We start from the raw sequence: 25,342 nt of genomic DNA on the forward strand, positions 1-25,342 counted from the left end.
TGTCTATTTATTTAGAGTCCAATAACCGCTAAACTTTGGAAAATAAATTTAGATCTGCATTCTCATGATTTCTTGGTAAGCTTCAATTCCTTTATTACGGAATTGAATAGCAGCCTGCAGGGCAACGCTTGCTTTTTGAGACGAAATCATCACATTATGTAAATCTACATCTTCCCCATTCACAAGTTTTGTTGTCATAGCATCTGACTCATTTTGAGCTTCATTAACTTTATTTACTGCGTCTTTTAAAAAATTAGAAAAACTTTGGTTTGTGCTAGCCGATTCATTTTTAGGCTGAAGCGCCTCAGTCTGCAATGATATGTTTGTAATTCCATTAATCATCGTTACACCCTACTTTCCAATCTCTAATGCTTTTACTAACATCCCTTTTGTTGCATTAAGTGCTGTAACGTTTGCTTCGTACGAACGAGAAGCACTCATAAGGTCCGTCATTTCCTTTAATGGATCAACATTTGGTAGCTGTACATATCCCTGATCATTAGCATCTGGGTGACTTGGATCATATACAAGTTTAAAAGGTTCAGAATCTTCCTCAATTCCTGTGACTTTTACACCTGTACTATTTGTATTTAAAGCTTTTTGAAAAACAGTTGAAAACTGTTTTTCACTATCCGGTGCTATATTTACCATCTTGCGCCGATATGGTTGCCATTCTCCGTTTACATATTGCGCTCTTGTTGTATTCGCATTAGCGATATTTGAAGCCGTAACATCCATTCTTAAGCGATTTGCTGTTAAGGCTGAAGCGCTGGCATTTAATCCACTAAAAATTGACAAAATTAATTTCCTCCTCTTAAGACGGTGTTAAGTGAGTTAAATTTCCCGCTCATTCTGTCTACTAAAGCTTGATAATAAAGCTGATTTTGAGCCATATCTGTCATCTCCTTATCAACGTCAACTCCATTGCCGTTTGATTGATAAGCATTATGTACAGTTGTAACTCCTAGAGAAGAAGAGGACGTTGAAAATTCAAAATGACGAGGGTCTGTGCGAGTAGCTTTCAGAAGATTATCTTGCTCAGCTTGAAGCATACTTTTAAAAGATACCGTTTTTGCTTTATATCCAGAAGTATCTACGTTAGCAATATTGTTTGAAATTGTTTTCTGTTTCAACGAAGCATAGTTTAATCCATTTTGGATTGAACTCATCGTCTGTGAAAAAAGTTTCATAAATTTCTCTCCTTGCCTCTTTTCGACATTTTTTTCGTGCCGATATTATCCATTTTAGGAAAAAGGACATGATATGTCTATGATTTCTTAAGTTTCTTTACTCTTTTTTTTGAAATCTTAAAAGAAAATTAACAATTTATATATAAAATATTAATATTTATTAAAAATATAAGTTATTTGTTTATTATGTTAAAATTGGTTACCCTACTTTTCTTTAACATTATAAGATCTTTCGACAAAAAAAGGTACGATTAAAGCGCAAAAAAATAGCACTTTAGTAAGTGCTATTTCTAATAAAGGTTTATTGACCTAAGTCTTTATAACTATCATTTAGTTTGCTTTTAGTTTTGAAAGCTCAAGCAAGAACTTGTTGTTTAGAACTTTGATGTACGTCCCTTTCATACCTAGTGAACGAGACTCAATTACACCTGCACTCTCAAGTTTACGAAGTGCATTTACAATTACTGAACGCGTAATACCAACACGGTCTGCAATCTTACTTGCTACAAGAAGGCCTTCGTTTCCATTTAACTCATCAAAGATATGTTCAATCGCTTCTAATTCACTGTAAGATAGTGAGCTAATTGCCATTTGAACAACCGCTTTGCTACGAGCTTCTTCTTCAATTTCTTCAGCTTTCTCATGTAGAATCTCCATGCCAACAACTGTTGCCCCATATTCAGCTAAAATAAGATCATCATCTGTGAACTTCTCTTCTAAACGTGCTAATACAAGAGTTCCTAGGCGATCCCCTCCACCGTTAATTGGTACAATTGTTGTTAAACCGCTCATAAATAAATCCTTGTTTTCATTAGGAAAAGCGCTATGCTCGCTGTTTACATCTAGATTAGAAGATGTTTCTCTAATATTGAAAAGGTTTTTAGTGTACTCTTCTGGAAATTGGCGTGTTTCAAACATTTCTTTCATACGCTCATTTTCAATTTGCTGATTAATTGCAACACCCAAAAGCTTACCGCGACGACTTACAACATAAATGTTTGCTTCGATTACTTCACGAAGTGTTTCAGCCATCTCTTTGAAGTTAACAGGTTTCCCTGCTGCTTTCTGTAACATTGCATTAATTTTTCTTGTTTTATCTAATAAATTCATTATGATTTTGCCTCCTGAAAATTGTAAATAATTCTGTTCCCTGTAAAGTCTATCCGCCTCTTCTTTTAAGAAGCGTTCCCTCTCCCCAAAAGGCTGACTTTATAAAATAAACTGACTTAAGTCTTTGTTTTTAGCAATTGAGCCAAGTTTCTCTTCCACATACTGTGGAGTAATTTCAATCTTCTCCATCGTTACATCTGGTGCTTCAAATGAAAGATCTTCCAAAAGTCTTTCCATAATTGTATGTAAACGACGAGCTCCAATATTATCCGTATCCTGGTTTACATCGAATGCTACTTGAGCTAGCTTTTTAATAGCTTCGTCAGAAAATTCAATTTTTATACCTTCAGTTTCCAATAATGCTGTATATTGTTTAATAATAGCATTATCAGGCTCAACTAAAATACGGACAAAGTCATCTACTGATAATTTGCCAAGCTCAACGCGAATTGGAAATCTTCCTTGAAGCTCTGGAATAAGATCAGATGGTTTTGAAACGTGAAAAGCACCTGCTGAAATAAACAATACGTGGTCTGTTTTGACAGGACCATACTTTGTCATAATTGTTGAACCCTCAACGATTGGCAAAATATCGCGCTGTACTCCTTCACGTGACACATCTCCTGATGAAGATTGACTGCTTTTACGAGCGATTTTATCGATTTCATCAATAAAAATAATTCCAAACTGTTCGGCACGCTCTGTTGCTTGTTGCGTTACTTCATCCATATCAATTAACTTCTGTGCTTCTTCATTTGTTAACACTTTGCGAGCTTCGCGTACTGTTAACCGACGCTTTTTCTTTTTCTTAGGCATGAAATTACCTAGCGCATCTTGAATATTCATTCCCATTTGCTCCATACCCGAACCTTGAAGCATATCAAACATAGAAGCTTGCTGTTCTTCTACTTCAACTGTTACATAATGCTCCTCAAGTTCTCCAAGCGCAAGCTTATGAGCCATTCTCTTACGTTCCATTTCGCTTGATGCATCGTCGTTTGATGTTTCTTGCTGAGGTTTTTCCCCTTCAGCTTGACCACCAAAAAGCATTTCAAATGGGTTTTTATATTGAGTATTTTTACGTTTAGAAGGAACGAGAAGATCAACAATGCGTTGGTTTGCATTTTGTTCTGCTTGCCCGCGTACTTCGTTTGTTTTTTCTTCTTTCACAAGTCGAACAGAAGTTTCCACAAGGTCTCGTACCATTGATTCTACATCCCGTCCAACATAACCGACTTCCGTGAACTTCGTTGCTTCAACTTTAATAAAAGGAGCTCCCACTAATTTTGCTAGTCGACGAGCAATCTCTGTTTTCCCTACTCCAGTAGGCCCAATCATTAAAATGTTCTTTGGTACAACTTCATCTCGTAGTGATTCACTTAGCTTACTGCGGCGATAACGGTTACGAAGTGCAACGGCAACGGCCTTTTTTGCTTCCTTTTGTCCAACAATATATTGATCAAGTTTTTCAACAATTTGACGCGGTGTAAGTTCTGTATACATTCTGTTCTTCCCTCCTTAAAGTTCCTCTACAATAATTTGATCGTTTGTATAAACACAAATATCTCCGGCAATCTCTAGAGAGGCCTTAGCAATATCTCGCGCTGACATGTTTTCACCTGAATATCGTTTGAGCGCACGACCTGCAGATAGCGCATAGTTCCCACCAGAACCAATAGCTAAAATTCCATCATCAGGTTCAATAACCTCACCTGTACCTGAAATAAGTAGCATATGCTCTTCGTTTGCTACGATAAGCATTGCTTCTAGCTTGCGTAACACTTTATCGCTGCGCCACTCTTTTGCAAGTTCAACAGCTGCACGCTGCAAATTACCGTTGTACTCTTCAAGGCGATTTTCAAACATTTCAAAAAGAGTAAACGCATCTGCCACAGATCCAGCAAACCCTGCTAGCACTTTTCCATGAAAAAGACGACGTACTTTTTTTGCTGTATGTTTCATTACTACAGCATTTCCGAACGTTACTTGTCCATCTCCTGCCATTGCGCAACCGCCTTTGTGTTGAATCGCAAAAATCGTTGTAGCATGAAAGTCACCCATAATATACATCTCTCCTTCAGCATATGTTCTTGTGTTCTTTTTTCATATTATCCTTTTATGTCGCTTACGCTCTTGGATGATGATTCATATAAATAGAACGAAGGCGATCTTTTGTCACATGTGTATAAATTTGAGTTGTTGACAAATTTTCATGTCCTAGAAGTTCTTGAACAGTTCTCATGTCAGCACCTTCATTTAACATATGCGTTGCGAAAGTATGACGCAAAGAATGAGGAGTAATATGAATGTTCTCTGCCGTTTTCTTAACAATACGGTTTAAAATATAGCGAATGCCTCTAGCTGTTAAAGGCTGACCTCTATGATTCACAAAGAGTGCCTTACAATCAATATTACTCTTTGGGAGCAATTTTAGACGACCTTCATCTCTATATTTTTTTATGGCTTCATATGAGAAATTCCCAAAAGGTACATAGCGTTGCTTCTTTCCCTTTCCATAAACCAAAAGAGTTTTCATTGACATATCGATATCACTCAGCATAATTGAAGCACACTCACTTACCCTTATCCCCGTTGCATATAAAAGTTCTAAGATTGCTTGATCTCTTTGACCAAGCGGTGTAGAAACATCGCTTACTTCAAAAAGCAGTTGAAGTTCTTCCTTATATAAGAACGAAGGGTTGCGGTGCGAACGCTTTGGGAGGGATACCATCGTAAACGGATTTTCTTTTACCGTATGCTCGCGCGATAAAAAGCGATAAAAACTTCGCAAAGCTGATACTTTACGGGCAATCGATCGCTTAGAATAGCTGTGTTCGTGAAGCTTGGTTAAAAAAATACGAACGTTGCTATATGTAACGTCCTCTAATCTTTTAATTCCTTCTTCCTCTAGAAATTCCATAAACAATAAAATGTCTTTCTCGTAACACAGCGTTGTATATTGTGAGTAATTTTTCTCAATTTGTAAATATTCAAGATAGCAATTTAAAGATTCTTTCACATTTATCATTGCTTCACCTCGCAAAGGCTACTAAATATTATCACACTTTTAGTAGCCCGCGCAAATAATTTATATATTTTTCACAAAATTTTGAACTATTTCAAGTGCACGCTTAGCATACTGTTCATTGCGCTCTTGTTTCTTTTTAATGCGAACTGGGAGATCCTTGAATATTCCAAAGTTTGCATTCATCGGTTGGAAGTTTTTATCACTTGTATGTGTAATATAGTGAGCCATGCTTCCAAGAGCCGTTTCTTGAGGGAAAACTAAAAGCTCTTCACCTAACACATAGCGAGCTGCGTTTAGTCCTGCTAAAAGTCCGCTTGCAGCTGATTCTACGTAACCTTCAACACCTGTCATTTGTCCTGCAAAGAATAAATCTTCACGATCTTTGTATTGATATGTCGGTTTTAGAAGTCTTGGTGAATTAATAAATGTATTTCGATGCATAACACCGTAACGAACAATTTCTGCATTTTCAAGCCCAGGAATTAAGCGAACAATATCTTTTTGAGGTCCCCATTTAATATGTGTTTGGAAACCAACGATATTGTAAAGTGTTCCTGCTGCATCATCTTGACGAAGTTGTACAACAGCATACGGACGTTTTCCTGTTTTCGGATCTTCAAGACCTACTGGTTTTAATGGCCCGAAAAGCATTGTTTTCTTTCCTCTTGAAGCCATCACTTCAATTGGCATGCAACCTTCAAAATATACTTCTTTTTCAAATTCTTTTAGCGGTACAACTTCTGCCTCAATAAGCGCATTATAGAAGCGATCAAATTCTTCTTCTGTCATTGGACAGTTCAAATATGCTGCTTCTCCTTTATCATAGCGAGACTTTAAGTATACCTTATCCATGTCAATGCTGTCTTTTTCAAGGATGGGAGCTGCTGCATCATAGAAATAAAGATACTCTTCTCCTGTTAAACTTTTAAGCTGTTCAGATAATGCTTGAGACGTTAATGGACCTGTTGCAATAATAGTAGGTCCGCTTGGAATTTCTGTAATTTCTTCATTAAATACTGTTACATTTTCATGATGCTTTACACGCTCTGTTACATGTGCCGCAAATTCATGACGGTCAACAGCTAGTGCTCCGCCTGCTGGAACAGAACAAGCATCAGCTGAGGAAATAATAACAGAATCTAGATGACGCATCTCTTCTTTCAGTACTCCAACAGCATTTGTAAGCGTGTTGGCACGAAGCGAGTTACTGCATACAAGCTCCGCAAATTTATCTGTATGATGTGCTGCTGTTTGACGAACAGGGCGCATTTCGTAAAGATGCACCTTAATTCCTCTTTTAGCAAGCTGCCAAGCTGCTTCACTTCCAGCAAGTCCAGCTCCTATTACATTAACGATTTTTTCAGACATTTGTTTCCCTCCAGATGTAATTTCTTTTCTCCGTAACAGATAAAGTGGTGAGCACAACGTTGTGCTCACCACGAAAAAGGTCTAGCTTTGCGTTTCTTCTTTGTAATCACATTCAGTGCACGTAACTTGAACACCTTTTTTCTGCTTTTTCTCAACAAGGAGACTTTCACATTTTGGACATTTTCTTGCAATTGGTTTGTCCCAAGATAAGAAGTCACAGCTTGGATAATTTGTGCAACCATAGAAAAGGCGTTTTTTCTTTGATTTTCGTTCCACAACTTGACCGTCTTCACATTTCGGACAATCAACGCCAATTTCTTTTACAATCGGCTTTGTGTTACGACAGTCAGGAAAGTTTGAGCATGCCATAAATTTTCCGTAGCGACCCATTTTAAAGACCATAGGTGAACCACACAGTTCACAATCTTCTCCAGCAGGTTCGTCTTTAATCTCGACTTCGCGCATTTCTTTTTCCGCTTTTTCTAAACGTATTTCGAAGTCGCGATAAAATTCATCGATAACCGATACCCATTGTACTTTACCTTCCTCTATTTCATCAAGGTCTGTTTCCATTTTGGCTGTAAATTCCACATCAATTGTTTCAGGAAAGAACTCAAGGATAAGTTCCAGTACAATTTCACCAAGCTCTGTTGGAACAAATCTTTTGTTATCAAGCGCAACATATCCTCTGCGTTGAATAGTATCAAGCGTTGGAGCATATGTAGAAGGTCTTCCAATACCTAACTCTTCCATCGTTTTCACAAGACGTGCTTCCGTATAGCGAGGCGGCGGCTGAGTGAAATGCTGATTTTGTTCGATATCTTTTGAGTACGCTTGTTCTCCTTCCGTCATGTCTGGAAGAATTTTTTCCTTTTCTTCCACTTTATCATCATTTCCTTCTACGTACACTTTCATAAAGCCAGGGAACTTAATTTTTGAGCCGTTCGCTCTAAATGTTACACCGTTGTTTACTAAATCAACAGCCATCGTATCCATAATAGCTGGTGCCATTTGGCTTGCAAGGAATCGTTCCCAAATCAGTTTGTATAAGCGATGTTGATCTCTTGATACATACTGTTTAATCTCAGAAGGTGAACGCAGAATAGATGTTGGGCGAATTGCCTCATGAGCATCTTGAGTGTTAGCATTCTTCTTTTCTTTCCGCTTTTCTTTTGAAAGAAATTCTTCACCAAACGTATCTTTTACATATTCATAAGACTCTGTTTGAGCCGTTTCTGAAATACGAGTTGAATCTGTACGCATGTACGTAATTAAACCAACTGTTCCTTCTTTTTTCCCTAAATCAATTCCTTCGTAAAGCTGTTGAGCAAGCATCATTGTTTTCTTTGCTCTAAAGTTTAGCTTACGAGCTGCTTCCTGTTGAAGGGAAGATGTTGTAAAAGGAAGCGCTGGATTTCGTTTGCGCTCTTTTTTTGTTACTTTTTGAATTGAAAATTCATTGCCATCAAGTCGAGCTAGAACTTTTTCAACATCTTCTTTTGATGAAAGTTTTGTTTTTTTGCCATCCATTTCAGTAAAAGATGCTTGAAATTCTTTTTCACTTTTTAAGAAGTTCGCGTTAATTGACCAGTATTCTTCAGGTTGAAAGCGTGAGATTTCCTGCTCTCGTTCAATAATTAATCGAACTGCAACAGATTGAACGCGTCCAGCGCTTAATCCCTTTTTCACTTTTTTCCAAAGAAGTGGGCTAATGTTATACCCTACTAAACGATCAAGAATACGACGAGCTTGTTGAGAATTAACAAGATCCATATTAATAGATCTTGGATGTTTAAAAGAAGCTTTAATTGCATCTTTTGTAATTTCATTAAATACTACTCGGCAGTCTGACGATGTATCAACGCCAAGACTATGAGCTAAATGCCAAGCAATTGCTTCCCCTTCACGATCCGGATCGGCCGCTAGGAAAATCTTTTTTGCTTTTTTAGCTGCTGTCTTAAGTTCTTTTAAAACAGGCCCTTTTCCACGAATAGTGATGTATTTTGGGTCGTAATCATGTTCAGTATCAATTCCCATTTGACTTTTTGGAAGATCTCGAACATGTCCCATTGATGCTTTTACTTTGTATTTTTTCCCTAAATATTTTTCAATTGTTTTCGCCTTTGCTGGCGACTCTACAATAACTAAATAGTCCGACATACTATTGTCCTCCCTTAAAGAGGTAGAATAAAATCTTCATTATTATTAAATACTTATATGCACTTTGTCAAACCTCTTGTTCATTTTTTACTTGAAAATGAATTTCGCTTGTTACATCTTTAGCACTACATACTAATTTTGCGCCAAGCTGAATAAGCTTATTTGTTCCTTTTGAACATTCTTCAAAGATTGAGCCAGGTACAGCAAAAACCTCTCTTCCTTGAGAGAGCGCTTGGTCAGCTGTAATAAAAGAACCGCTTCTTTCCTTCGCTTGAATGACAATCGTTCCAAACGATAAACCGCTAATAATACGGTTCCGTAGCGGAAAATGCGCTCGATGCGGTTTTATAAAAGGGTTGTATTCCGATAATAACAGATGATTGTTAGCGATGTCACTTGCTAAATAACAATTTTCTTTTGGATAAATGTTATAAAACCCGCTTCCTAATACAGCAACAGTTTTGCCTCCATGAAGAATAGCTTCTTTATGTGCAAGCGCATCCACCCCTTTTGCAAGACCGCTTACAATTGTCCATCCTTCTTCCACGAGAGGTTTGCACAAAGCCTTTGTAGCCTTTATACCGTAGCTTGTTGGCGTCCTCGTTCCAACGATGCTAACGGATTTGTTATTTAATAACCGGTAATCTCCTTTTGTATAAAGAACCCATGGAGGGTCATAAATATTCTTTAATAACGCCGGATACTCAGGATCCGTAATTGTTATACAACGAATATTTTGAGCGCTATATTTCTTTAGAATATCTTGTATTGGAATAGTTTGCAAATCTTTATAGACAATTTCAGTTGAAGAACTTGGAAGTTGAAGAATGGTTTGAAGAAGAGCAGGAGAAGCTTCTCTTAGAAAAGATAGGGAGGAATCATACTGAAGAAGTTTGAGTATGGATTTCCATCCAACCCTTCTGCAGTGTGATAATAAAATTAACTTTTCTCTCATAATTCACCTCTTTAATTGTTCTAAAAATCGCCATAAAAACCAACCGTTACCTAAATGGTAACGGTTGAACTTCCTATTTTAAGACTGTGATGAACTTACAGGAATATCGTGCGTTTTACACTTATCGTAAATTCCTTCATCCTTTAGCACTTTAATAAGCGTTTCTCCCATAACAGAAGGGGTCTCAGCAACGCTAATACCGCATGCGTTAAGCGTTTTAATCTTCTCGCTTGCCGTACCCTTACCACCTGAGATAATCGCACCAGCGTGGCCCATACGCTTGCCTGCTGGAGCTGTTTGACCTCCAATAAAGCCAACAACAGGTTTTGTCATATTTTCTTTCACCCATTGTGCTGCTTCTTCTTCTGCCGTACCCCCGATTTCACCAATCATAATAACAGCATATGTGTCTTCATCTTCATTAAAGGCTTTTAACACATCAATGAAGTCCGTGCCATTAACAGGGTCTCCACCAATTCCTACTGCTGTTGACTGGCCAATTCCTGCTTGTGAAAGTTGATGAACAGCTTCATATGTGAGTGTTCCAGAGCGTGACACAACCCCAACATGACCTTTTTTATGAATGTATCCTGGCATAATACCAATTTTACATTCTTCTGGTGTGATAACACCTGGGCAGTTTGGTCCAACAAGTCTTGTGCGCTTTCCTTCCATATAACGCTTTACTTTCACCATATCAATTACTGGAATACCTTCTGTAATTGTGATAACTAAGTCAAGGTCTGCATCAACTGCTTCCATAATTGCATCTGCTGCAAAAGCAGGTGGAACATACACAACTGACGCGTTTGCACCTGTTGCTTTTTTTGCGTCTTCAACAGTGTTGAAAACAGGTACTCCTTCGATTGTTGTGCCGCCTTTTCCTGGAGTTACGCCCCCAACAATTTTTGTTCCATATTCAATTGCTTGTTTTGTATGAAACAAACCTGTCGCTCCTGTAATCCCCTGTACAATAACTTTTGTATCCTTGTTAATAAATACGCTCATTTTTACCCCTCCTGTTCTTTATTTCACAAGTGCAACAATTTTTTCAGCGCCGTCAGCCATTGACTCTGCAGCTGTAATGTTAAGACCTGATTCTTTCAAAATCTTTTTGCCAAGCTCAACGTTTGTGCCTTCTAAGCGAACAACAAGTGGCAAATCTAGTCCTACTTGTTTTGTTGCTTCAACAACACCTTCAGCAATAACATCACATCTCATAATGCCACCAAAAATATTGACAAAAATTCCTTTTACATTTTGATCGGAGATAATAATCTTGAACGCTTCCGTTACTTTCTCAGCCGTTGCACCGCCCCCTACGTCAAGGAAGTTTGCCGGCTCTCCGCCTGAATATTTAATAATGTCCATTGTCGCCATTGCAAGACCTGCTCCATTTACCATGCAGCCGATGTTACCATCAAGCGCAATGTAACTTAAGTCATATTTTGACGCTTCAATTTCTTTTACATCTTCTTCTTCTAAATCACGAAGCTCTAATATGTCTTTTTGACGATAAAGAGCATTTGAATCGAAATTAAGTTTTGCATCAAGCGCCATTACTTTTCCATCCCCTGTTGTTACAAGTGGATTAATCTCAGCGATTGAGCAATCTTTTTCAACAAATACTTTATATAAACCAGCCATAAATTTTACAGCTTGACCTACTAACTCTTTTGGAATATTGATATTAAACGCTAATCGACGCGCTTGGAACCCCTGTAATCCAACCGCTGGATCGATATATTCCTTAAAGATTTTTTCAGGTGTTTTTTCAGCTACTTCTTCAATTTCTGTTCCACCTTCTTCAGAAGCCATAAGCACAACGCGTGAAGAAGCACGATCTAATACGATTCCAACATAATATTCTTTTTGGATATCGCAACCTTCCTCAATAAGTAAACGCTTTACTTCTTTTCCTTGTGGACCTGTTTGATGAGTTACGAGCGTTTTTCCAAGTATCTCATCGGCATATGTACGAACTTCGTCCAAGTTTTTCGCAACTTTTACCCCTCCGGCTTTACCGCGGCCACCTGCATGAATCTGTGCTTTTACAACAGATACATCTGACCCTAGCTCTTTTGCTGCTTCTACCGCTTCTTCTACCGTAAATGCTACGCGGCCATTTGGAACAGCTACACCATATTTTCTAAGGAGCTCTTTTCCTTGATACTCATGAATATTCATATCCCATCCTCCTAACGTCATTTCAAAAAAATAGACTGCGCTTTCATTGTATAAAATGGAAGTCTACTTGTCTACTATTCTTGCGAAATTTATAAAAGATTCAGAAATGATGGCGTTTTCTTTAGAAATTTGTTCTATTTTTTTGCTTTTTCATCCATTTTGTAAATAAAAGCAAAAATCTCTGCTACCGCCTCATAAAGCTCTTCTGGGATACGCTCGTTCAGCTCTAAATTATGAAGCAAGTTTACAAGAGACGGATCTTCTTGAATTGGAACATTGTTTTCCTTTGCTTTTTCAATGATATCCCGCGCAACGTCTCCTCCTCCTTTTGCCACTACCTTTGGTGCTTTCTCATGTTTTAAATAGGCAAGAGCTACCGCTTTTTTAGAGTATGATTTTTTTTCATCAAATCTTAAGATCCACTCCTTTATATCCACTATACGATACTTGAGCTAAACTTGATGTGTTATCTTTACTTGCAAAAACTTTTACGTCTGATAGATAATAGTCCAGCTCGCTCAGACCGAGACGAAGTGATGGTTTTAAAGATTCCATAATAGGTTTAATATCCTGATGATCATTTATAATATCTATGATAATCGCTCGATTTTGAACATGGACGCTGACTACCGTTTCTTGCAAATAAGAAAGCTCTAAGTGAAAAAGAATATGACAGTAGTTTGGATCAATGGTTCCATCCTCTCTCTTCTTTCCTTTCCACTGAAGGGAGACTTCTGTTAGCTTTTCCCTTACGTAGAGCGGAAACTGCGCGTACAAAGAAGTAATAGGTCCTTGTCCTTCATCAGAAGATAAGAGCTGAAGAGCGGTTAATTTATGCACCATCTCTTCTGCTCGTTCTCTTAAAAAAGATGGTAGGGGTTGCTCAAGCATTTTCAAAAGAGCTCCTTTTAATCCTTCTCCAGAGCTTTCTCCTTTTAGCTCACTCTCATATGTAAGACCTAAGGATGAAAATAAGGTTGATAATATACGGTGAAACTCCTTAGATTGAAAAGAAGTTTGCAGAAGCTTGTTCACCTCTGTTAAAATGTTTTTTCCTTCTTCGTTTATGAACAAGGAGGTTCCTTCTTGAGTAAGCTTTCCTCTTAAGTTAGGACTTTTTTCAATGCTCTCTACCATTTTGTGAAAAAACGGCATTTTTTCCATGTTTGGTAAATTGTTCAGAAGCGTTTTTTTCATAGTTGTAATTTCTTCTGCTTCTTCTCCTTTAGGAGATAAGCTCACTAATGCCTGCTGTTCCAAAACACCCTTTTCAATTGCCCCTGTCTGTTGCAGAATACGAAAAGGGATATTTCCTTCTAACCAGCCTTTTACTAAATGGAAAAGAACTTCTCTTCCTTTTGTTAGCCTAAAAGCACCTTTAAACTTAACAAGTTCTTCACCATATCCTTCACGATTAGCAAGAGTTGTAAGTTCGTTAAAAAGTGGAGCAAGAGAAGCGTCTCCTAGCGATTTTAAAGCTTGGAAAATAGATTTAGATGGCGTAAAGTTCCGCGCAATCATCGTCTCTACAGCTTTTTTTTCAGGGGGTGGAAAAGAAGGTGATGTTTCCTTAGCGATAGTCGTTAAAAACTCTTTTGAAAAAGGAATACTTTTAGAAAGCAAAAAAGAGGCTAAACTCTCTTCCTTCTTTCCTCTTGTTCCTAGTGCTTGCAATATGTTTTGCCTATTTTTATCCCCTGACTCTTCTCCAACGACTTTTAAGCTTGGCAAATCGTCTTTAATATCTATTTCAAAATAATAGGGACGCAAAACAGATAAAGAGCGCTCTAATTTAGCTACAATGCTTTGGCCATTTACAGAAACAAGCGCTATGTCTCCTTTAAAAAACTTTTGAATGGTTCCTTTCACAATGCTTCCATCTCTAAGAGGTAGCACTGTGGAATGTTGAATTCCTTCTAACAGCGAAGAGCGCAAAAAAGAAATATTCATAATTCACCTCTAGCTTTTAACATACTCTTTAATTGGTGAAAAAGAACGTCTGTGTTCATCAATAATACCGTGCTTTTCAATTGCATCTAGATGCTCTTTCGTTCCATACCCCATATGTTTTTCAAACCCGTACGCAGGAAATTTTTCACCGAGTTTTTTCATCAGACGATCACGTGTAACCTTAGCTACAATCGAAGCAGCCGCAATTGAAATACTTTTTGCATCTCCACTGACAATATCAAGCTGAGGAATAGAAACGTTCGGAAGCTTCATTGCATCAATAAGCAAATAGTCAGGTTCTTTCTCAAGCTCCCTAATAGCACTTTCCATTGCTTTTCGTGTTGCATGATAAATATTCAATGAGTCAATATCTGCTCGTCCAATAATCCCTATACCAACTGCAAGAGCATTCTCTAAAATGAGCTCATAGTAACTTTCCCGTTTTTTCTCAGAAAGCTTTTTAGAATCTGTTAAACCAAGTGCACGGAAATCATGAGGAAGAATAACAGCTGCTGAAACTACCGGACCTGCAAGAGGTCCCCTGCCAACTTCATCAATACCTGCGATTAAATCTATACCTTTTGCATAAAGCGTATTTTCATATTTCATCATCTCTAGAAATTGCTCTTCTAACGCTTCTTGTTTTTTAAACCACTTTTCTTTCTGCAGGACTAGCTTTTGAACTCCTTTACGCTCGTCTGTTGCACACTGCAATAGAAATGGATCATTTTTAGATGTTACCTTTTCTAACTTTGCTTTAATTTCTTTAATGCTTTCACTCATCTTTTATATCGTCCTTTTTTCTTTTTTTTCTATTAAAAAAGGATGCTTTTTAAGCATCCTTTTCATTTATTCCTCTTCACTTTCACGGAGTTCATCAGGATAGTCAAATGTAAGGGGACCAAGACGATCTGCGCGAATTTCACGCAAAACAAGCTCAGCTGTCTTGTCGTAGTCCACAATACCTCCACCCATTAAACAGCCCCGTTTAGCACCGATAAAGTCAAACAGGTCTACAATCTCCTCATAACGCTCTGTCACACCATAACGATCTTCTAAACGTGATTCATAACGCTCTTGCAAAAAGCGCAGTGCATAAACTGCTACATCTTGCAAATTTAAAATTGTATCTTTAATAGCCCCTGTTGTAGCAAGCTTTAATCCAACAAGCTCGTCCTCAAATTTCGGCCAGAGAATCCCAGGCGTATCTAGAAGTTCGAGTTCTTTTCCTACTTTAATCCACTGCTGCGCTTGTGTCACCCCAGGACGATCTCCTGTTTTAGCAATATTTTTTCCCGCTAAACGATTGATAAGTGTTGATTTTCCAACATTCGGAATCCCAACAATCATCGCTCGCATTGCACGTGGGTTTTTAATTCCTTTTTGTCTCATACGATCAAACTTTTCTTTTAAAAGGGTTTTAGAGAGTGAGACAATACGGTCCATTCCTTTGCCATTCTGTGAGTTAATAGCAAGAGCTGGAATCCCCTTTTCATCATAGTACTGAATCCACTGTTCCGTCACTTTTGGATCAGCTTTATCCGCTTTATTTAGCAGCATGATTCGTGGCTTATTTGCAATAAGTTCGTCAATCATTGGGTTTTGTGAAGATTGAGGGATGCGTGCATCAACAAGCACAAAAACAATATCAATTAGTTTTAATTTCTCGGTAACTTGGCGACGAGCTTTCGCCATATGTCCTGGAAACCATTGAATGGTCATTATTATTCACCTACTTTTAATCAACCGTTCTAATTTCATTAAAAGGCCAGTACACAATGCTTGTTGTGCCAACTACTTTTTTCAAGGAAACCGGTCCAATCGCGCGACTATCTCGGCTATTGCGTCGGTTATCTCCCATAACGAAAATTTCGCCTTCTGGAACGACCTTATCGCCACCTGGAGTATCTTCTAGTTTAAAATCTTCCGTAAGCGGCATACCGTCGTCAAGTTCGCTTTTATATTGATCAAGATACGGTTCTTCGTACGCCTTTCCATTAATATAAAGCGTATCGTTTTTGTACTCCACGTGATCTCCTGGTAAACCAATCACGCGTTTAATGTAATCTTTGCCACCTGGAGCATGAAAGACCACAACATCAAATCGATCAGGCCCACCAATTTTGTAAGATATTTTGTTTACAATCATGCGGTTTTGATCATGTAGAGTTGGCATCATTGATTCTCCATCTACCACAATTGGAGTGAAGAAGAAGAATCGAATAATTGCCGCAATAATGACGGCAATCGAAATGGCCTTGATCCATTCTACTGTTTCATTTTTTTTACGAGCCATAGTTTATCCTCCAAACAGCTAAAATGTACCTCTCTACTATACATAAAAAAATAATGATTATTCAACCTTTATGTAAAAATCGGCGAATCTCGCCTAAAATAGTTTAGAAATTTGAAAAAAGGAGCTTGTCAGACAAGCTCCTTTTTGGATTATCGAATTTCTTTAATACGAGCTGCTTTACCACGAAGGTTACGTAGGTAGTAAAGTTTCGCACGACGTACTTTACCACGGCGTACAACTTCAAGCTTAGCGATTTTTGGTGAATGAAGTGGGAATGCACGTTCAACACCAACACCGTAAGAAATTTTACGAACTGTGAAAGTTTCGCTAATTCCACCACCACGGCGTTTGATTACAACACCTTCGAACACCTGAATACGTTCACGAGTACCCTCAACAACTTTAACGTGTACGCGAACTGTATCTCCAGAACGGAAAGCAGGTAAGTCACCTTTTAATTGTTCTTTTGTGATATCTTGGATTAATTGTTGCATGATTTCATCTCCTTCCAACAGATGCTCTTATCAATGCTTTCGCATCATTGCAGCGGAACATCGTTTTCAAAGCTTGGACAGCACTGCCCAAAGCCACAAACATTATCTTAGCACATCCCATCACTAGATGCAATATCTTTTAACCATCTGAACGACGCGTTTTTTCAATCTGATCCAGCATCTTCTTTTGACTTTCTGAAAGCTCATAGTTTTCGAGCAGATCAGGCCTTCTTAGGAATGTTCTACGCAGCGATTCCTCTTCTCTCCACTCCGCTATACGTTTATGATCGCCAGATGTAAGGACGTCTGGTACCTTCATCCCTCTAAAATCTGATGGTCGAGTATAATGAGGATGCTCTAGAAGGCCTGTACTAAATGAATCTTCAACAGCAGATGCTTTGTTCCCTAAAACGTCAGGAAGAAGGCGTACGACGCTGTCAATGATCACAAGGGCTCCAAGTTCCCCTCCCGTTAACACAAAGTCTCCAATTGAAATCTCATCTGTTACAACGTGTTCACGAATTCGCTCATCATATCCTTCATAGTGACCACAAACAAAGATAAGGTGCTCTTCTTTTGAAAGCTCCTCTGCTTTTTTTTGGGTATAGCGTTCACCCTGTGGACAAAGAAGAACAACACGAGCTTTTGAGCCTTCTTTATTGAGATCAGCAACAGCATCAAAAATAGGTTGTGGCTTCAATACCATACCAGCACCACCGCCGTATGGATAGTCATCAACTGTCTTATGCTTGTTGTCTGCGTACTCTCTAAAATCTGTAACAGCTACATCAACCGCTCCTTTATCACGTGCCTTTTTTAAAATGGAGCTTTCAAGGACACCATGAAACATCTCAGGAAACAGTGACAAAACATCAATTTTCATTAGTCTAATAACCCTTCCATTTCGTTGATGATTACTTTTTTCTCTTCGACATTAATGTCTGCTACAACATCTTCAATATACGGGATAAGGATATCTTTTCTTCCAGATGCTTTTACGACCCACACATCGTTTGCTCCTGTGGCTAAAATTTCTTTGATTGTGCCAACAAGGTTTCCTTCCTCTGTGTATACTTCACAACCTACAATTTCGTGAAAGTAATATTCTCCTTCTTCTAATTCAACAAGGTCTGAAGATGGTACCTTAAGGAGACAGTTTTTGAACGGCTCCACTTGATTGATATTATGATACTCTTCAAATGTAAGAAGATCAAAATTTTTATGCTGACGATGACTTGCTACAACAACTTTGATTTCTTCATTGTCCTTGAATATGTATAACTCATTTCCAACTTTATAACGTTCTTCTGGAAAATCTGTGCGAGAGATAACGCGGACTTCACCGCGAACTCCGTGCGTGTTCACAATTTTCCCTACGTTCAACCACTTTTCCATTGCTTTTCACCTCTATCGAATTTCAATCACAATTCCATCTTTAACGAGAATCGTTTGTAAACTTTTGAATTCTTCCCAGCTGTCGCCTTCTTTTACTTCTACAATAGCATCTAGCTTTGTTTCTTCAAGCTCACTGCCAATTGGGAGCAAGTTAAGCTGTTCTAGCTGAAAATCGATAATACGGAGTTTTTCTAAACGGGTTTTTTGTTCCTTTTCGAATTGTTTTTCAAGCGATGCTGCTGATGGTTTTTTCATATTTTCAATCTTTTTTAACTGAAATCGCAACTGCTCAATTTCATTTTGCAGCCCTTTTTGTTCAAGAATAAACTTATTCCTTAACTTTTCCTTGCTTTGTTCAGTTAATACTTGTTTCACAATCACTTTTTGGACAACTTTCACCCGCACTCCCTCCTCTTATCTTTATTATATAAAAGAAGTAAAAAAAAGGGGAGGTTATCCCTCCCCTTTTTTCATTACTTGCTTAATTTTGAGTTGTGGAATTTCTCCATGATACCTTCTTTAGAGAAAAGGTTACGTACTGTATCAGATGGTTTAGCACCGTCTGTTAACCATTTAAGAGCAAGCTCTTCATTGATTTTAACTGCTGCTGGTTGCTCAAGTGGATTGTAAGTTCCCACTGTTTCGATGAAACGTCCATCACGTGGTGAACGAGAATCAGCTACTACGATACGATAGAATGGAGACTTTTTAGATCCCATACGTTTTAAACGAATTTTTACTGCCATTATTAAAGCACCTCCGAAATTGTTTCACACAGGATAATATATTATCAATCCTGCATTTGTTTGTAAAGTGTTTTTTCTTAACACTACATAAAAGGAAGTTTAAATCCTTTTTTCTTGCCTTTTGACATGTTTGTCATTTGCTTCATCATCTTCTTCATTTCATCAAACTGCTTAAGAAGTCTATTGACCTCTTGAACAGATCTACCACTACCTCTTGCAATACGCTTTTTACGGCTTGCATTGATGACTTCAGGCTGCTCTTTTTCAAGCTTTGTCATTGAACGAATAATCGCTTCAATATGACCAATTTGCTTATCATCTACTTGAACGTTTTTCAAGCCTTTCATCTTGTTTGCTCCTGGAAGCATTCCAAGAATTTCATCAAGCGGTCCCATCTGTCGCACTTGTCCAAGCTGTTCTAGAAAATCATCAAATGTGAAAGATTGCGTGCGTAACTTTTGTTCCAATTCGCGCGCTTTGTCCTCGTCAACAGACACTTGTGCCTTCTCGATAAGCGTTAGCACGTCACCCATTCCGAGAATACGAGACGCCATACGCTCAGGATGGAAAGTTTCTAAAGCATCTAGCTTTTCACCCATCCCGACAAATTTAATCGGTGTTTCCGTTACAGAACGGATAGAGAGAGCCGCACCACCGCGCGTATCTCCATCAAGTTTTGTAAGAACAACACCTGTTAATCCTAATTGTTCGTTAAAGCTCTCTGCCACATTTACAGCGTCTTGGCCTGTCATCGCATCTACAACAAGTAAAATTTCATCTGGCTTTGCCACTTCTTTTACTTGTTTAAGCTCGTCCATTAACGTCTCATCAACATGAAGACGACCTGCTGTATCAATTAAAACGTAGTCATGATGCTCTTCTTTTGCATGCTCAATGGCCTTACGTGCAATTTCAACAGGGCTTACCTGATCACCAAGTGAGAACACAGGCATGCTGAGCTGTTTTCCTAACGTTTCAAGCTGTTTAATTGCTGCAGGACGATAAATATCCGCAGCAGCTAGCAGAGGTTTACGATTGTATTTTTTGCGAAGAAGATTTGCTAATTTTCCTGTTGTGGTCGTTTTACCGGCCCCCTGCAGACCAACCATCATAACAACGGTTGGCGGACGGTTTGAAGTAGCAATTTTGCTTTCTTCTCCACCCATTAGCTTTGTTAACTCTTCTTTAACAACTTTGATAACTTGCTGTCCAGGCGTTAAGCTTTTCATAACCTCTTGCCCAACAGCGCGTTCATTCACGTTTTTGACGAATTCTTTAACAACTTTAAAGTTAACGTCTGCTTCAAGTAAGGCAAGGCGAACTTCACGCATCATTGCTTTTACGTCTGCTTCTGAAACTTTACCTTTGCCTTTAATCTTTTGAATTGTGCTTTGCAAACGGTCGGCTAATCCTTCAAATGCCATACTATGCCGCCCCCTAATCTAATTTCTCAAGCGAATCAATAAGAGAAAGCGTCTGCTCTTCATCATGCTGTTTTACAGCTTTTTGAAGATCTTGTAAAAGCTGCTTTCTTTGACGAAATCGCTGAAACAAGCCGAGCTTTTCTTCATACTGCTCAAGCATTTGTTCTGTACGTTTTATATTATCATAAACAGCTTGTCGACTCACGCCATATTCTTCAGCGATTTCTCCAAGCGAATAATCATCTAAATAATAAAGCGACATATAACTTTTCTGTTTTGAAGTTAATAATGATTGATAAAAATCATACAGATAGTTTATCCTTGTTGTTTTTTCAAGCACAACCAATCACGCCCTTGTTAAGTGAAAAACCTTTACACTCAAATAGTGTACTTATTTTAAAAACAAATGTCAAGTTTTTTTCTTAACAGTCTTTTTATTCTTCGTCTTCTTCTTCCATAAGCCCTGCAAAAAGGCCGTATACATATTTCTCTGGATCAAATTCCTGAAGATCTTCTACCTTTTCACCAAGGCCTACGAATTTAACTGGAATACTCAATTCGTTACGGATCGCCAGAACGATTCCACCTTTTGCAGTCCCATCAAGCTTTGTTAAAACAATGCCTGACACGTCTGTTGCCGCTGAGAACGTTTTAGCTTGGCTCATTGCATTCTGTCCTGTTGTTGCATCAAGAACAAGCAATACTTCATGAGGTGCATCAGGAACTTCGCGAGAAATGACGCGCTTTACTTTTTCAAGCTCATTCATTAAGTTTACTTTATTTTGAAGGCGTCCTGCTGTATCACAAAGTAATACATCTGCTCCTCTTGAACGAGCTGACTGAACTGCATCATACATTACAGCAGCTGGATCTGACCCTGCCGCTTGTTTAATAACATCAACACCAACGCGTTCTCCCCATACTTCAAGCTGTTCGATTGCTCCTGCTCGGAACGTATCGCCTGCTGCAAGCATCACTTTTTTACCTTCTTGCTTAAGCTGATGAGCAAGCTTTCCAATTGTTGTTGTTTTTCCAACGCCGTTTACTCCAACAAAGAGGATAATGCTAAGGCCTGATTGTTGAATATTCAAAGAAGAAAACTGTTCTTCTCCTCCTGAATAAATATCAATAAGTTTCTCTGAAATAACGTCTTTGATTTCTGTTGAATCTTTAATGTTACGGCGTTTTACTTCCATTTTCAACTCGTCAATTAAGTCCATTACTGTACTAACGCCAACATCAGCGCTAATTAGGATTTCTTCTAATTCTTCAAAGAAATCTTCGTCAACTTTACGATAGCGGGCAACAAGGTCATTAAGACGTCCTGTGAACGACTTTCTTGTTTTTTCCATCCCTTTTTCGTATTTCTTTGTTTCTTCTTGCTCTACTTCAGTTCCTGAAAACTTTTGTTTTAGTTTCTTAAAAAAACTCATGTGAACGTTTCACACCTTTCTTAAACATACTGCTTTTCTTCTTCAAGTTTGACAGATACGAGCTTAGATACACCAGATTCCTGCATTGTTACCCCATAAAGAACGTCTGCTTCTTCCATTGTCCCTTTGCGATGTGTAATAACAATAAATTGTGTTTTCTCACTGAATGTCTTGATGAACTTCGCGAAACGCTGTACATTTGCTTCATCAAGTGCTGCTTCTACTTCATCGAGCACACAAAACGGTACAGGTCGCACTTTTAAAATAGCAAAGAGAAGCGCAATAGCTGTTAACGAACGCTCACCACCTGAAAGAAGAGCAAGGTTCTGCAACTTCTTACCTGGCGGCTGTGCCACAATATCAATACCTGTATTTAGAAGATCTTCTTGATCAGTGAGCTTTAAATCCGCTCGTCCACCGCCGAAGAGCTTTGTAAATACTTCTTTAAAATGCTCTCTCACACTTGTGAACGTTTCACTGAATCTTTTCTTCATTTCCGTATCCATCTCTTCAATAAGCTGATGAAGTGTATCTTTTGCTTCAACAAGGTCTTCCTTTTGTTCACTTAAAAACGTATATCGCTCAGATACTCGCTCATACTCTTCAATTGCGCCTATATTAACTGTACCAAGTTCATCTAAAGCAAGTTTAATAAGCCTGATTTTTTTGCGCGTTTCCTCAGGGGATAGAGTAAGAGGATATTGCTGTTTCGCAGCTTCAAAGCTCATCATATACTCTTCTCTCAGCATATTTAAATATTGATCAAGCTCAACATCAAAGCGATTAATCTGCACTTCTTCATCTTTCAAAGCTTCCATCATCTGTTCTTGCTGACGCTTAAGTTCCTTTTGTTCAGCCATGAACGTCTCAAGCTCTTCTTGAAGCTCTGTGCGCTGCTTGCGGCGTTCGCTAATAAGCTTAGCCGTTTCTTCTTTATCGTTTGTTCTAGCTAAGAGCGTACCTTCTAAATCATGCTGACTTGTAAAACCTTCTTTCATCTGTTCTTTTAAGAATGAAAGCTGATCTTTTTGTTTAGAAAGAGCTGCAGAAGAAGCGTGTAAATCCTGCTCTGCACGCTCTACTTTTTCACGCTGATAAACAAGACGTTCACTCGCTTCTGCAAGCGCAATTTTCAGATTTGTAAGCTCCCCTTGAACAGTTTCTTTTGAACTTTTTTCCGAATTTTTCTGCTCTGTAACAAGCTGAATTTCTTCATCAAGATGCTTCATGGCCTCCTGAGAAGCTTGTAGTAATTCCCTTAACTCTGCTTCTCGTTGCTTAAAGCGTTCTTGCTCTTCAAAAAGCGGTGTCATGTCACTATTGTACATTTCAAGACGTCGTTTTGTATTTTTTTCAGTTAACAGAAGCTCGCTCATCTTGGCATTAAAAGCTTCGTACTCTTCTTTTAATGTTTGAACTTTCTCTCCTTGTGCAAGGGACTGTTTTTCAGCCTGAGCAAGTGACGTTTTGAGTTCCTTAACCTCTGCTTCAAGCAATCCTGTTTTTTCTTCCATTTCAGCAAGCTTTGCAACAAGGTCTTCTAGCTCACGCTTTCTTGCAATAAGAGATGAGCTGTTTTTCTTAGAAGCTCCCCCGCTCATTGATCCCCCTGGATTTACAACGTCTCCTTCTAATGTTACAAATCGATAGCGATGTGAAACAAGACGAGCAAGCTCATTAGCTCCTCGTAAATCTTTGGTCACAATGACGGTCCCAAGCAAGTTTGAAACAATATTTTCATACTTTTGCTCATATGAAATGAGATCACGGGCTACTCCAACGAAAGAAGGAGATCCTTGCATCGTTTCAATAACAGACTGAGGAATACTTTTTCCTTTAATCGTAGAAAGAGGTAAAAATGTGGCACGACCGCTACCTCGCTTCTTTAAATAAGCAATCGCTTTTCTTGCTTGTTCTTCTGCTGAAACAACTATATGCTGCATTGCCCCGCCAAGCGCTGTTTCAAGCGCTATTTCTACCTCTTTTGGAACTGTAATAAGCTCTGCCACTGCCCCTTCAATTCCTGTTAAGGCGCTTTCGCGGGCTTTTAACACTTCTTTTACGCCTTGAAAATAGCCTGTATACCCATCTTGCATATCTTCCATCATGCTGCGCTTTGACTTTGTTTGTTCAACATATTGGTATGCTTGATATAGAAGCGATTCTTTTTTTCTATATTTTTCTGTTAAAGCTTCAACATCTCGTTTTAATGTTAGGTTTTCATTAACTGCTTTATCAAATTCCTCTTTCGCAGCAGAAACTTCTCCATCAAGCCTTTTATGCTCCCCTTCAAGTTTCTGATGTTCGCTAAATAGCTCTTTGTTCGCTTCTTTTAAACGATTTTGTCTTTCACTATTTTGCTCGATTTGTTTCACTAAAAACTGACGTTCATTGCGAAGTGCCGTTTCTTGCTGTGCTTTTTCGAAATAGTCACTTTTCAAATTTTCGAGCTTTTCATCCAGATCTTCACTATAACTTTCAAAAAGAGACTGCTTTTCTGAAAGCTCTTTTTTTAATCTATAAACATTTTGTTCATATGTTTTGAGAAGTTCTGATGCTTCCTCTTTACTTTTAGCTAAGAAGGCTACTTGTTCCTCAAGGTGTTCTGTACTTTCCTCAAGCTCACTTTGCGTTTTTGAAGCATGTTTCTTTCTTTCAATAAGCACTTGCTTCCGCCCTTGAATTTTCTCGAGCTCTTCACTAACGTTTAATAAAACCGTTTGCAACTCTTCTAGGGATTGCTCTAGCGCATTCATATTTTTCTGAGCTTCATCAATATGACTTTCTTTCTTAGCAATAGACTCACTTAACGTTCTAGAAAGTTCTTTATGATGATCATGTTCAAGCTTTAATTTCTCCCATTTTTTATGAAGTTCTTCAATTTCATAAACAGTCAAAGAAATGTCGTAATTTTTTAGCTCTGCCTTTTTCTCTAAATAGTCTTTCGCCATAGAAGCTTGTATTTTTAAAGGTTCAAGGCCTGATTCAATCTCATATAAAATGTCGCTCACACGGTTTAAATTATCCTGCGTTTCAACAAGCTTAAGCTCTGCTTTCTTCTTACGTATCTTATACTTTAAAACACCTGCTGCTTCCTCAAAAATCTTTCTTCGTTCATCAGATTTTGAGCTGAGCACTTCCTCAACGCGCCCTTGGCCAATGATAGAAAATGATTCCCTCCCTAGACCGGAGTCCATAAATAGATCAATAATGTCTTTTAAACGACAGTGCTGATTATTAATAAAGAATTCACTTTCTCCTGAGCGAAAGACACGTCTTGTAATGCTTACCTCGTGATAATCAATAGGAAGAAACTGTTCGCTGTTCTCAAGCGTTAACGTTACTTCCGCTACGTTTAATGCTTTTCTCGTATCACTGCCAGCAAAAATAACATCTTCCATCTTTGCACCGCGCAAAGAGCGGGCAGATTGTTCTCCAAGCACCCATCTAATGCTATCTGTGATATTGCTTTTTCCGCTTCCATTCGGTCCGACTACAGCTGTCATTCCTTGAACAAAATCAACGGAAATTTTGTCGGCAAAAGACTTAAATCCCGCCACGTCTAGTCGTTTGAGGAACATCTTACTTCCTCCTTACTTTTGTTAA

General features: G+C 38.4%; 26 protein-coding genes. All 26 read right to left on the reverse strand.

What is annotated here, in order from left to right; all coding sequences use genetic code 11:
• Window positions 1-48: 48 nt before the first annotated feature.
• Entirely contained in the window at window positions 49-342 is a 294-nt protein-coding gene (gene fliE, locus MOC86_RS07730) for a flagellar hook-basal body complex protein FliE (protein WP_268583603.1), read from the reverse strand.
• Between the two features lie 9 nt (window positions 343-351).
• A complete protein-coding gene (flgC, locus tag MOC86_RS07735) occupies window positions 352-798 on the reverse strand; it encodes a flagellar basal body rod protein FlgC (RefSeq protein ID WP_268583604.1) in 447 nt (148 codons plus the stop codon).
• Between the two features lie 2 nt (window positions 799-800).
• On the reverse strand, window positions 801-1,190 hold the full coding sequence (flgB, locus tag MOC86_RS07740; RefSeq protein WP_268583605.1) for a flagellar basal body rod protein FlgB: 390 nt from the start codon (window positions 1,188-1,190) through the stop codon (window positions 801-803).
• Window positions 1,191-1,520: 330 nt separating this feature from the next.
• Window positions 1,521-2,300: a GTP-sensing pleiotropic transcriptional regulator CodY gene (codY, locus tag MOC86_RS07745; protein WP_243518200.1), complete on the reverse strand. Its 780-nt coding sequence runs from the start codon at window positions 2,298-2,300 to the stop codon at window positions 1,521-1,523.
• Window positions 2,301-2,399: 99 nt separating this feature from the next.
• The gene (hslU, locus tag MOC86_RS07750) at window positions 2,400-3,803 is read right to left on the reverse strand and encodes an HslU--HslV peptidase ATPase subunit (RefSeq protein ID WP_124049395.1); all 1,404 of its coding nucleotides are present in this window, start codon (window positions 3,801-3,803) and stop codon (window positions 2,400-2,402) included.
• Between the two features lie 15 nt (window positions 3,804-3,818).
• The gene (hslV, locus tag MOC86_RS07755) at window positions 3,819-4,361 is read right to left on the reverse strand and encodes an ATP-dependent protease subunit HslV (RefSeq protein WP_019391807.1); all 543 of its coding nucleotides are present in this window, start codon (window positions 4,359-4,361) and stop codon (window positions 3,819-3,821) included.
• Between the two features lie 64 nt (window positions 4,362-4,425).
• Window positions 4,426-5,328, reverse strand: a complete 903-nt coding sequence (gene xerC / locus MOC86_RS07760) for a tyrosine recombinase XerC (RefSeq protein ID WP_268583607.1) — start codon at window positions 5,326-5,328, stop codon at window positions 4,426-4,428.
• A gap of 60 nt (window positions 5,329-5,388) precedes the next feature.
• Complete coding sequence (gene trmFO / locus MOC86_RS07765) at window positions 5,389-6,696, reverse strand: FADH(2)-oxidizing methylenetetrahydrofolate--tRNA-(uracil(54)-C(5))-methyltransferase TrmFO (protein WP_124049396.1); 1,308 nt, start codon at window positions 6,694-6,696, stop codon at window positions 5,389-5,391.
• A gap of 81 nt (window positions 6,697-6,777) precedes the next feature.
• Window positions 6,778-8,856 (reverse strand): type I DNA topoisomerase, encoded by a 2,079-nt coding sequence (gene topA / locus MOC86_RS07770; RefSeq protein ID WP_268583609.1) that lies wholly within the window; start codon window positions 8,854-8,856, stop codon window positions 6,778-6,780.
• 67 nt (window positions 8,857-8,923) lie between these two features.
• Window positions 8,924-9,811, reverse strand: a complete 888-nt coding sequence (gene dprA, locus MOC86_RS07775) for a DNA-processing protein DprA (RefSeq protein WP_268583610.1) — start codon at window positions 9,809-9,811, stop codon at window positions 8,924-8,926.
• Between the two features lie 78 nt (window positions 9,812-9,889).
• On the reverse strand, window positions 9,890-10,819 hold the full coding sequence (sucD, locus tag MOC86_RS07780; RefSeq protein WP_019391802.1) for a succinate--CoA ligase subunit alpha: 930 nt from the start codon (window positions 10,817-10,819) through the stop codon (window positions 9,890-9,892).
• 18 nt (window positions 10,820-10,837) lie between these two features.
• The gene (gene sucC, locus MOC86_RS07785; RefSeq protein ID WP_268583611.1) at window positions 10,838-11,998 is read right to left on the reverse strand and encodes an ADP-forming succinate--CoA ligase subunit beta; all 1,161 of its coding nucleotides are present in this window, start codon (window positions 11,996-11,998) and stop codon (window positions 10,838-10,840) included.
• A gap of 134 nt (window positions 11,999-12,132) precedes the next feature.
• Entirely contained in the window at window positions 12,133-12,435 is a 303-nt protein-coding gene (locus MOC86_RS07790; RefSeq protein ID WP_268583612.1) for an EscU/YscU/HrcU family type III secretion system export apparatus switch protein, read from the reverse strand.
• Window positions 12,404-13,948, reverse strand: coding sequence for a hypothetical protein (locus MOC86_RS07795; RefSeq protein WP_268583613.1), 1,545 nt, complete (start codon window positions 13,946-13,948; stop codon window positions 12,404-12,406). The genes MOC86_RS07790 and MOC86_RS07795 overlap by 32 nt, the downstream gene beginning before the upstream one ends.
• Window positions 13,949-13,957: 9 nt before the next feature.
• Window positions 13,958-14,731, reverse strand: coding sequence for a ribonuclease HII (locus tag MOC86_RS07800; protein WP_268583614.1), 774 nt, complete (start codon window positions 14,729-14,731; stop codon window positions 13,958-13,960).
• 66 nt (window positions 14,732-14,797) lie between these two features.
• Window positions 14,798-15,670 (reverse strand): ribosome biogenesis GTPase YlqF, encoded by an 873-nt coding sequence (ylqF, locus tag MOC86_RS07805; RefSeq protein ID WP_268583615.1) that lies wholly within the window; start codon window positions 15,668-15,670, stop codon window positions 14,798-14,800.
• 16 nt (window positions 15,671-15,686) lie between these two features.
• Window positions 15,687-16,244: a signal peptidase I gene (lepB, locus tag MOC86_RS07810; protein ID WP_040056674.1), complete on the reverse strand. Its 558-nt coding sequence runs from the start codon at window positions 16,242-16,244 to the stop codon at window positions 15,687-15,689.
• Window positions 16,245-16,393: 149 nt separating this feature from the next.
• Window positions 16,394-16,738, reverse strand: coding sequence for a 50S ribosomal protein L19 (rplS, locus tag MOC86_RS07815; protein WP_019391795.1), 345 nt, complete (start codon window positions 16,736-16,738; stop codon window positions 16,394-16,396).
• Between the two features lie 139 nt (window positions 16,739-16,877).
• Window positions 16,878-17,621 carry a tRNA (guanosine(37)-N1)-methyltransferase TrmD gene (gene trmD, locus MOC86_RS07820; protein ID WP_268583616.1) on the reverse strand — a complete coding sequence of 248 codons (744 nt, stop codon included), beginning with the start codon at window positions 17,619-17,621 and terminating at the stop codon, window positions 16,878-16,880.
• Window positions 17,621-18,133 (reverse strand): ribosome maturation factor RimM, encoded by a 513-nt coding sequence (gene rimM / locus MOC86_RS07825; RefSeq protein ID WP_124049404.1) that lies wholly within the window; start codon window positions 18,131-18,133, stop codon window positions 17,621-17,623. The genes trmD and rimM overlap by 1 nt, the downstream gene beginning before the upstream one ends.
• Window positions 18,134-18,145: 12 nt before the next feature.
• On the reverse strand, window positions 18,146-18,532 hold the full coding sequence (locus MOC86_RS07830; protein ID WP_040056676.1) for a YlqD family protein: 387 nt from the start codon (window positions 18,530-18,532) through the stop codon (window positions 18,146-18,148).
• A 74-nt stretch (window positions 18,533-18,606) separates the two neighbouring features.
• Window positions 18,607-18,879, reverse strand: a complete 273-nt coding sequence (gene rpsP / locus MOC86_RS07835) for a 30S ribosomal protein S16 (RefSeq protein ID WP_019391791.1) — start codon at window positions 18,877-18,879, stop codon at window positions 18,607-18,609.
• A gap of 83 nt (window positions 18,880-18,962) precedes the next feature.
• Window positions 18,963-20,303: a signal recognition particle protein gene (gene ffh / locus MOC86_RS07840; RefSeq protein ID WP_268583618.1), complete on the reverse strand. Its 1,341-nt coding sequence runs from the start codon at window positions 20,301-20,303 to the stop codon at window positions 18,963-18,965.
• Window positions 20,304-20,316: 13 nt separating this feature from the next.
• Window positions 20,317-20,643 (reverse strand): putative DNA-binding protein, encoded by a 327-nt coding sequence (locus MOC86_RS07845; RefSeq protein ID WP_026009511.1) that lies wholly within the window; start codon window positions 20,641-20,643, stop codon window positions 20,317-20,319.
• 94 nt (window positions 20,644-20,737) lie between these two features.
• Window positions 20,738-21,736 (reverse strand): signal recognition particle-docking protein FtsY, encoded by a 999-nt coding sequence (gene ftsY, locus MOC86_RS07850; RefSeq protein ID WP_268583619.1) that lies wholly within the window; start codon window positions 21,734-21,736, stop codon window positions 20,738-20,740.
• Between the two features lie 20 nt (window positions 21,737-21,756).
• Window positions 21,757-25,317 carry a chromosome segregation protein SMC gene (smc, locus tag MOC86_RS07855; protein WP_268583620.1) on the reverse strand — a complete coding sequence of 1,187 codons (3,561 nt, stop codon included), beginning with the start codon at window positions 25,315-25,317 and terminating at the stop codon, window positions 21,757-21,759.
• Window positions 25,318-25,342: the final 25 nt, after the last annotated feature.

The sequence above is a fragment of the Priestia endophytica genome (assembly GCF_026790145.1).
GTDB classification, from domain to species: Bacteria; Bacillota; Bacilli; order Bacillales; family Bacillaceae_H; genus Bacillus_I; species Bacillus_I endophytica_A.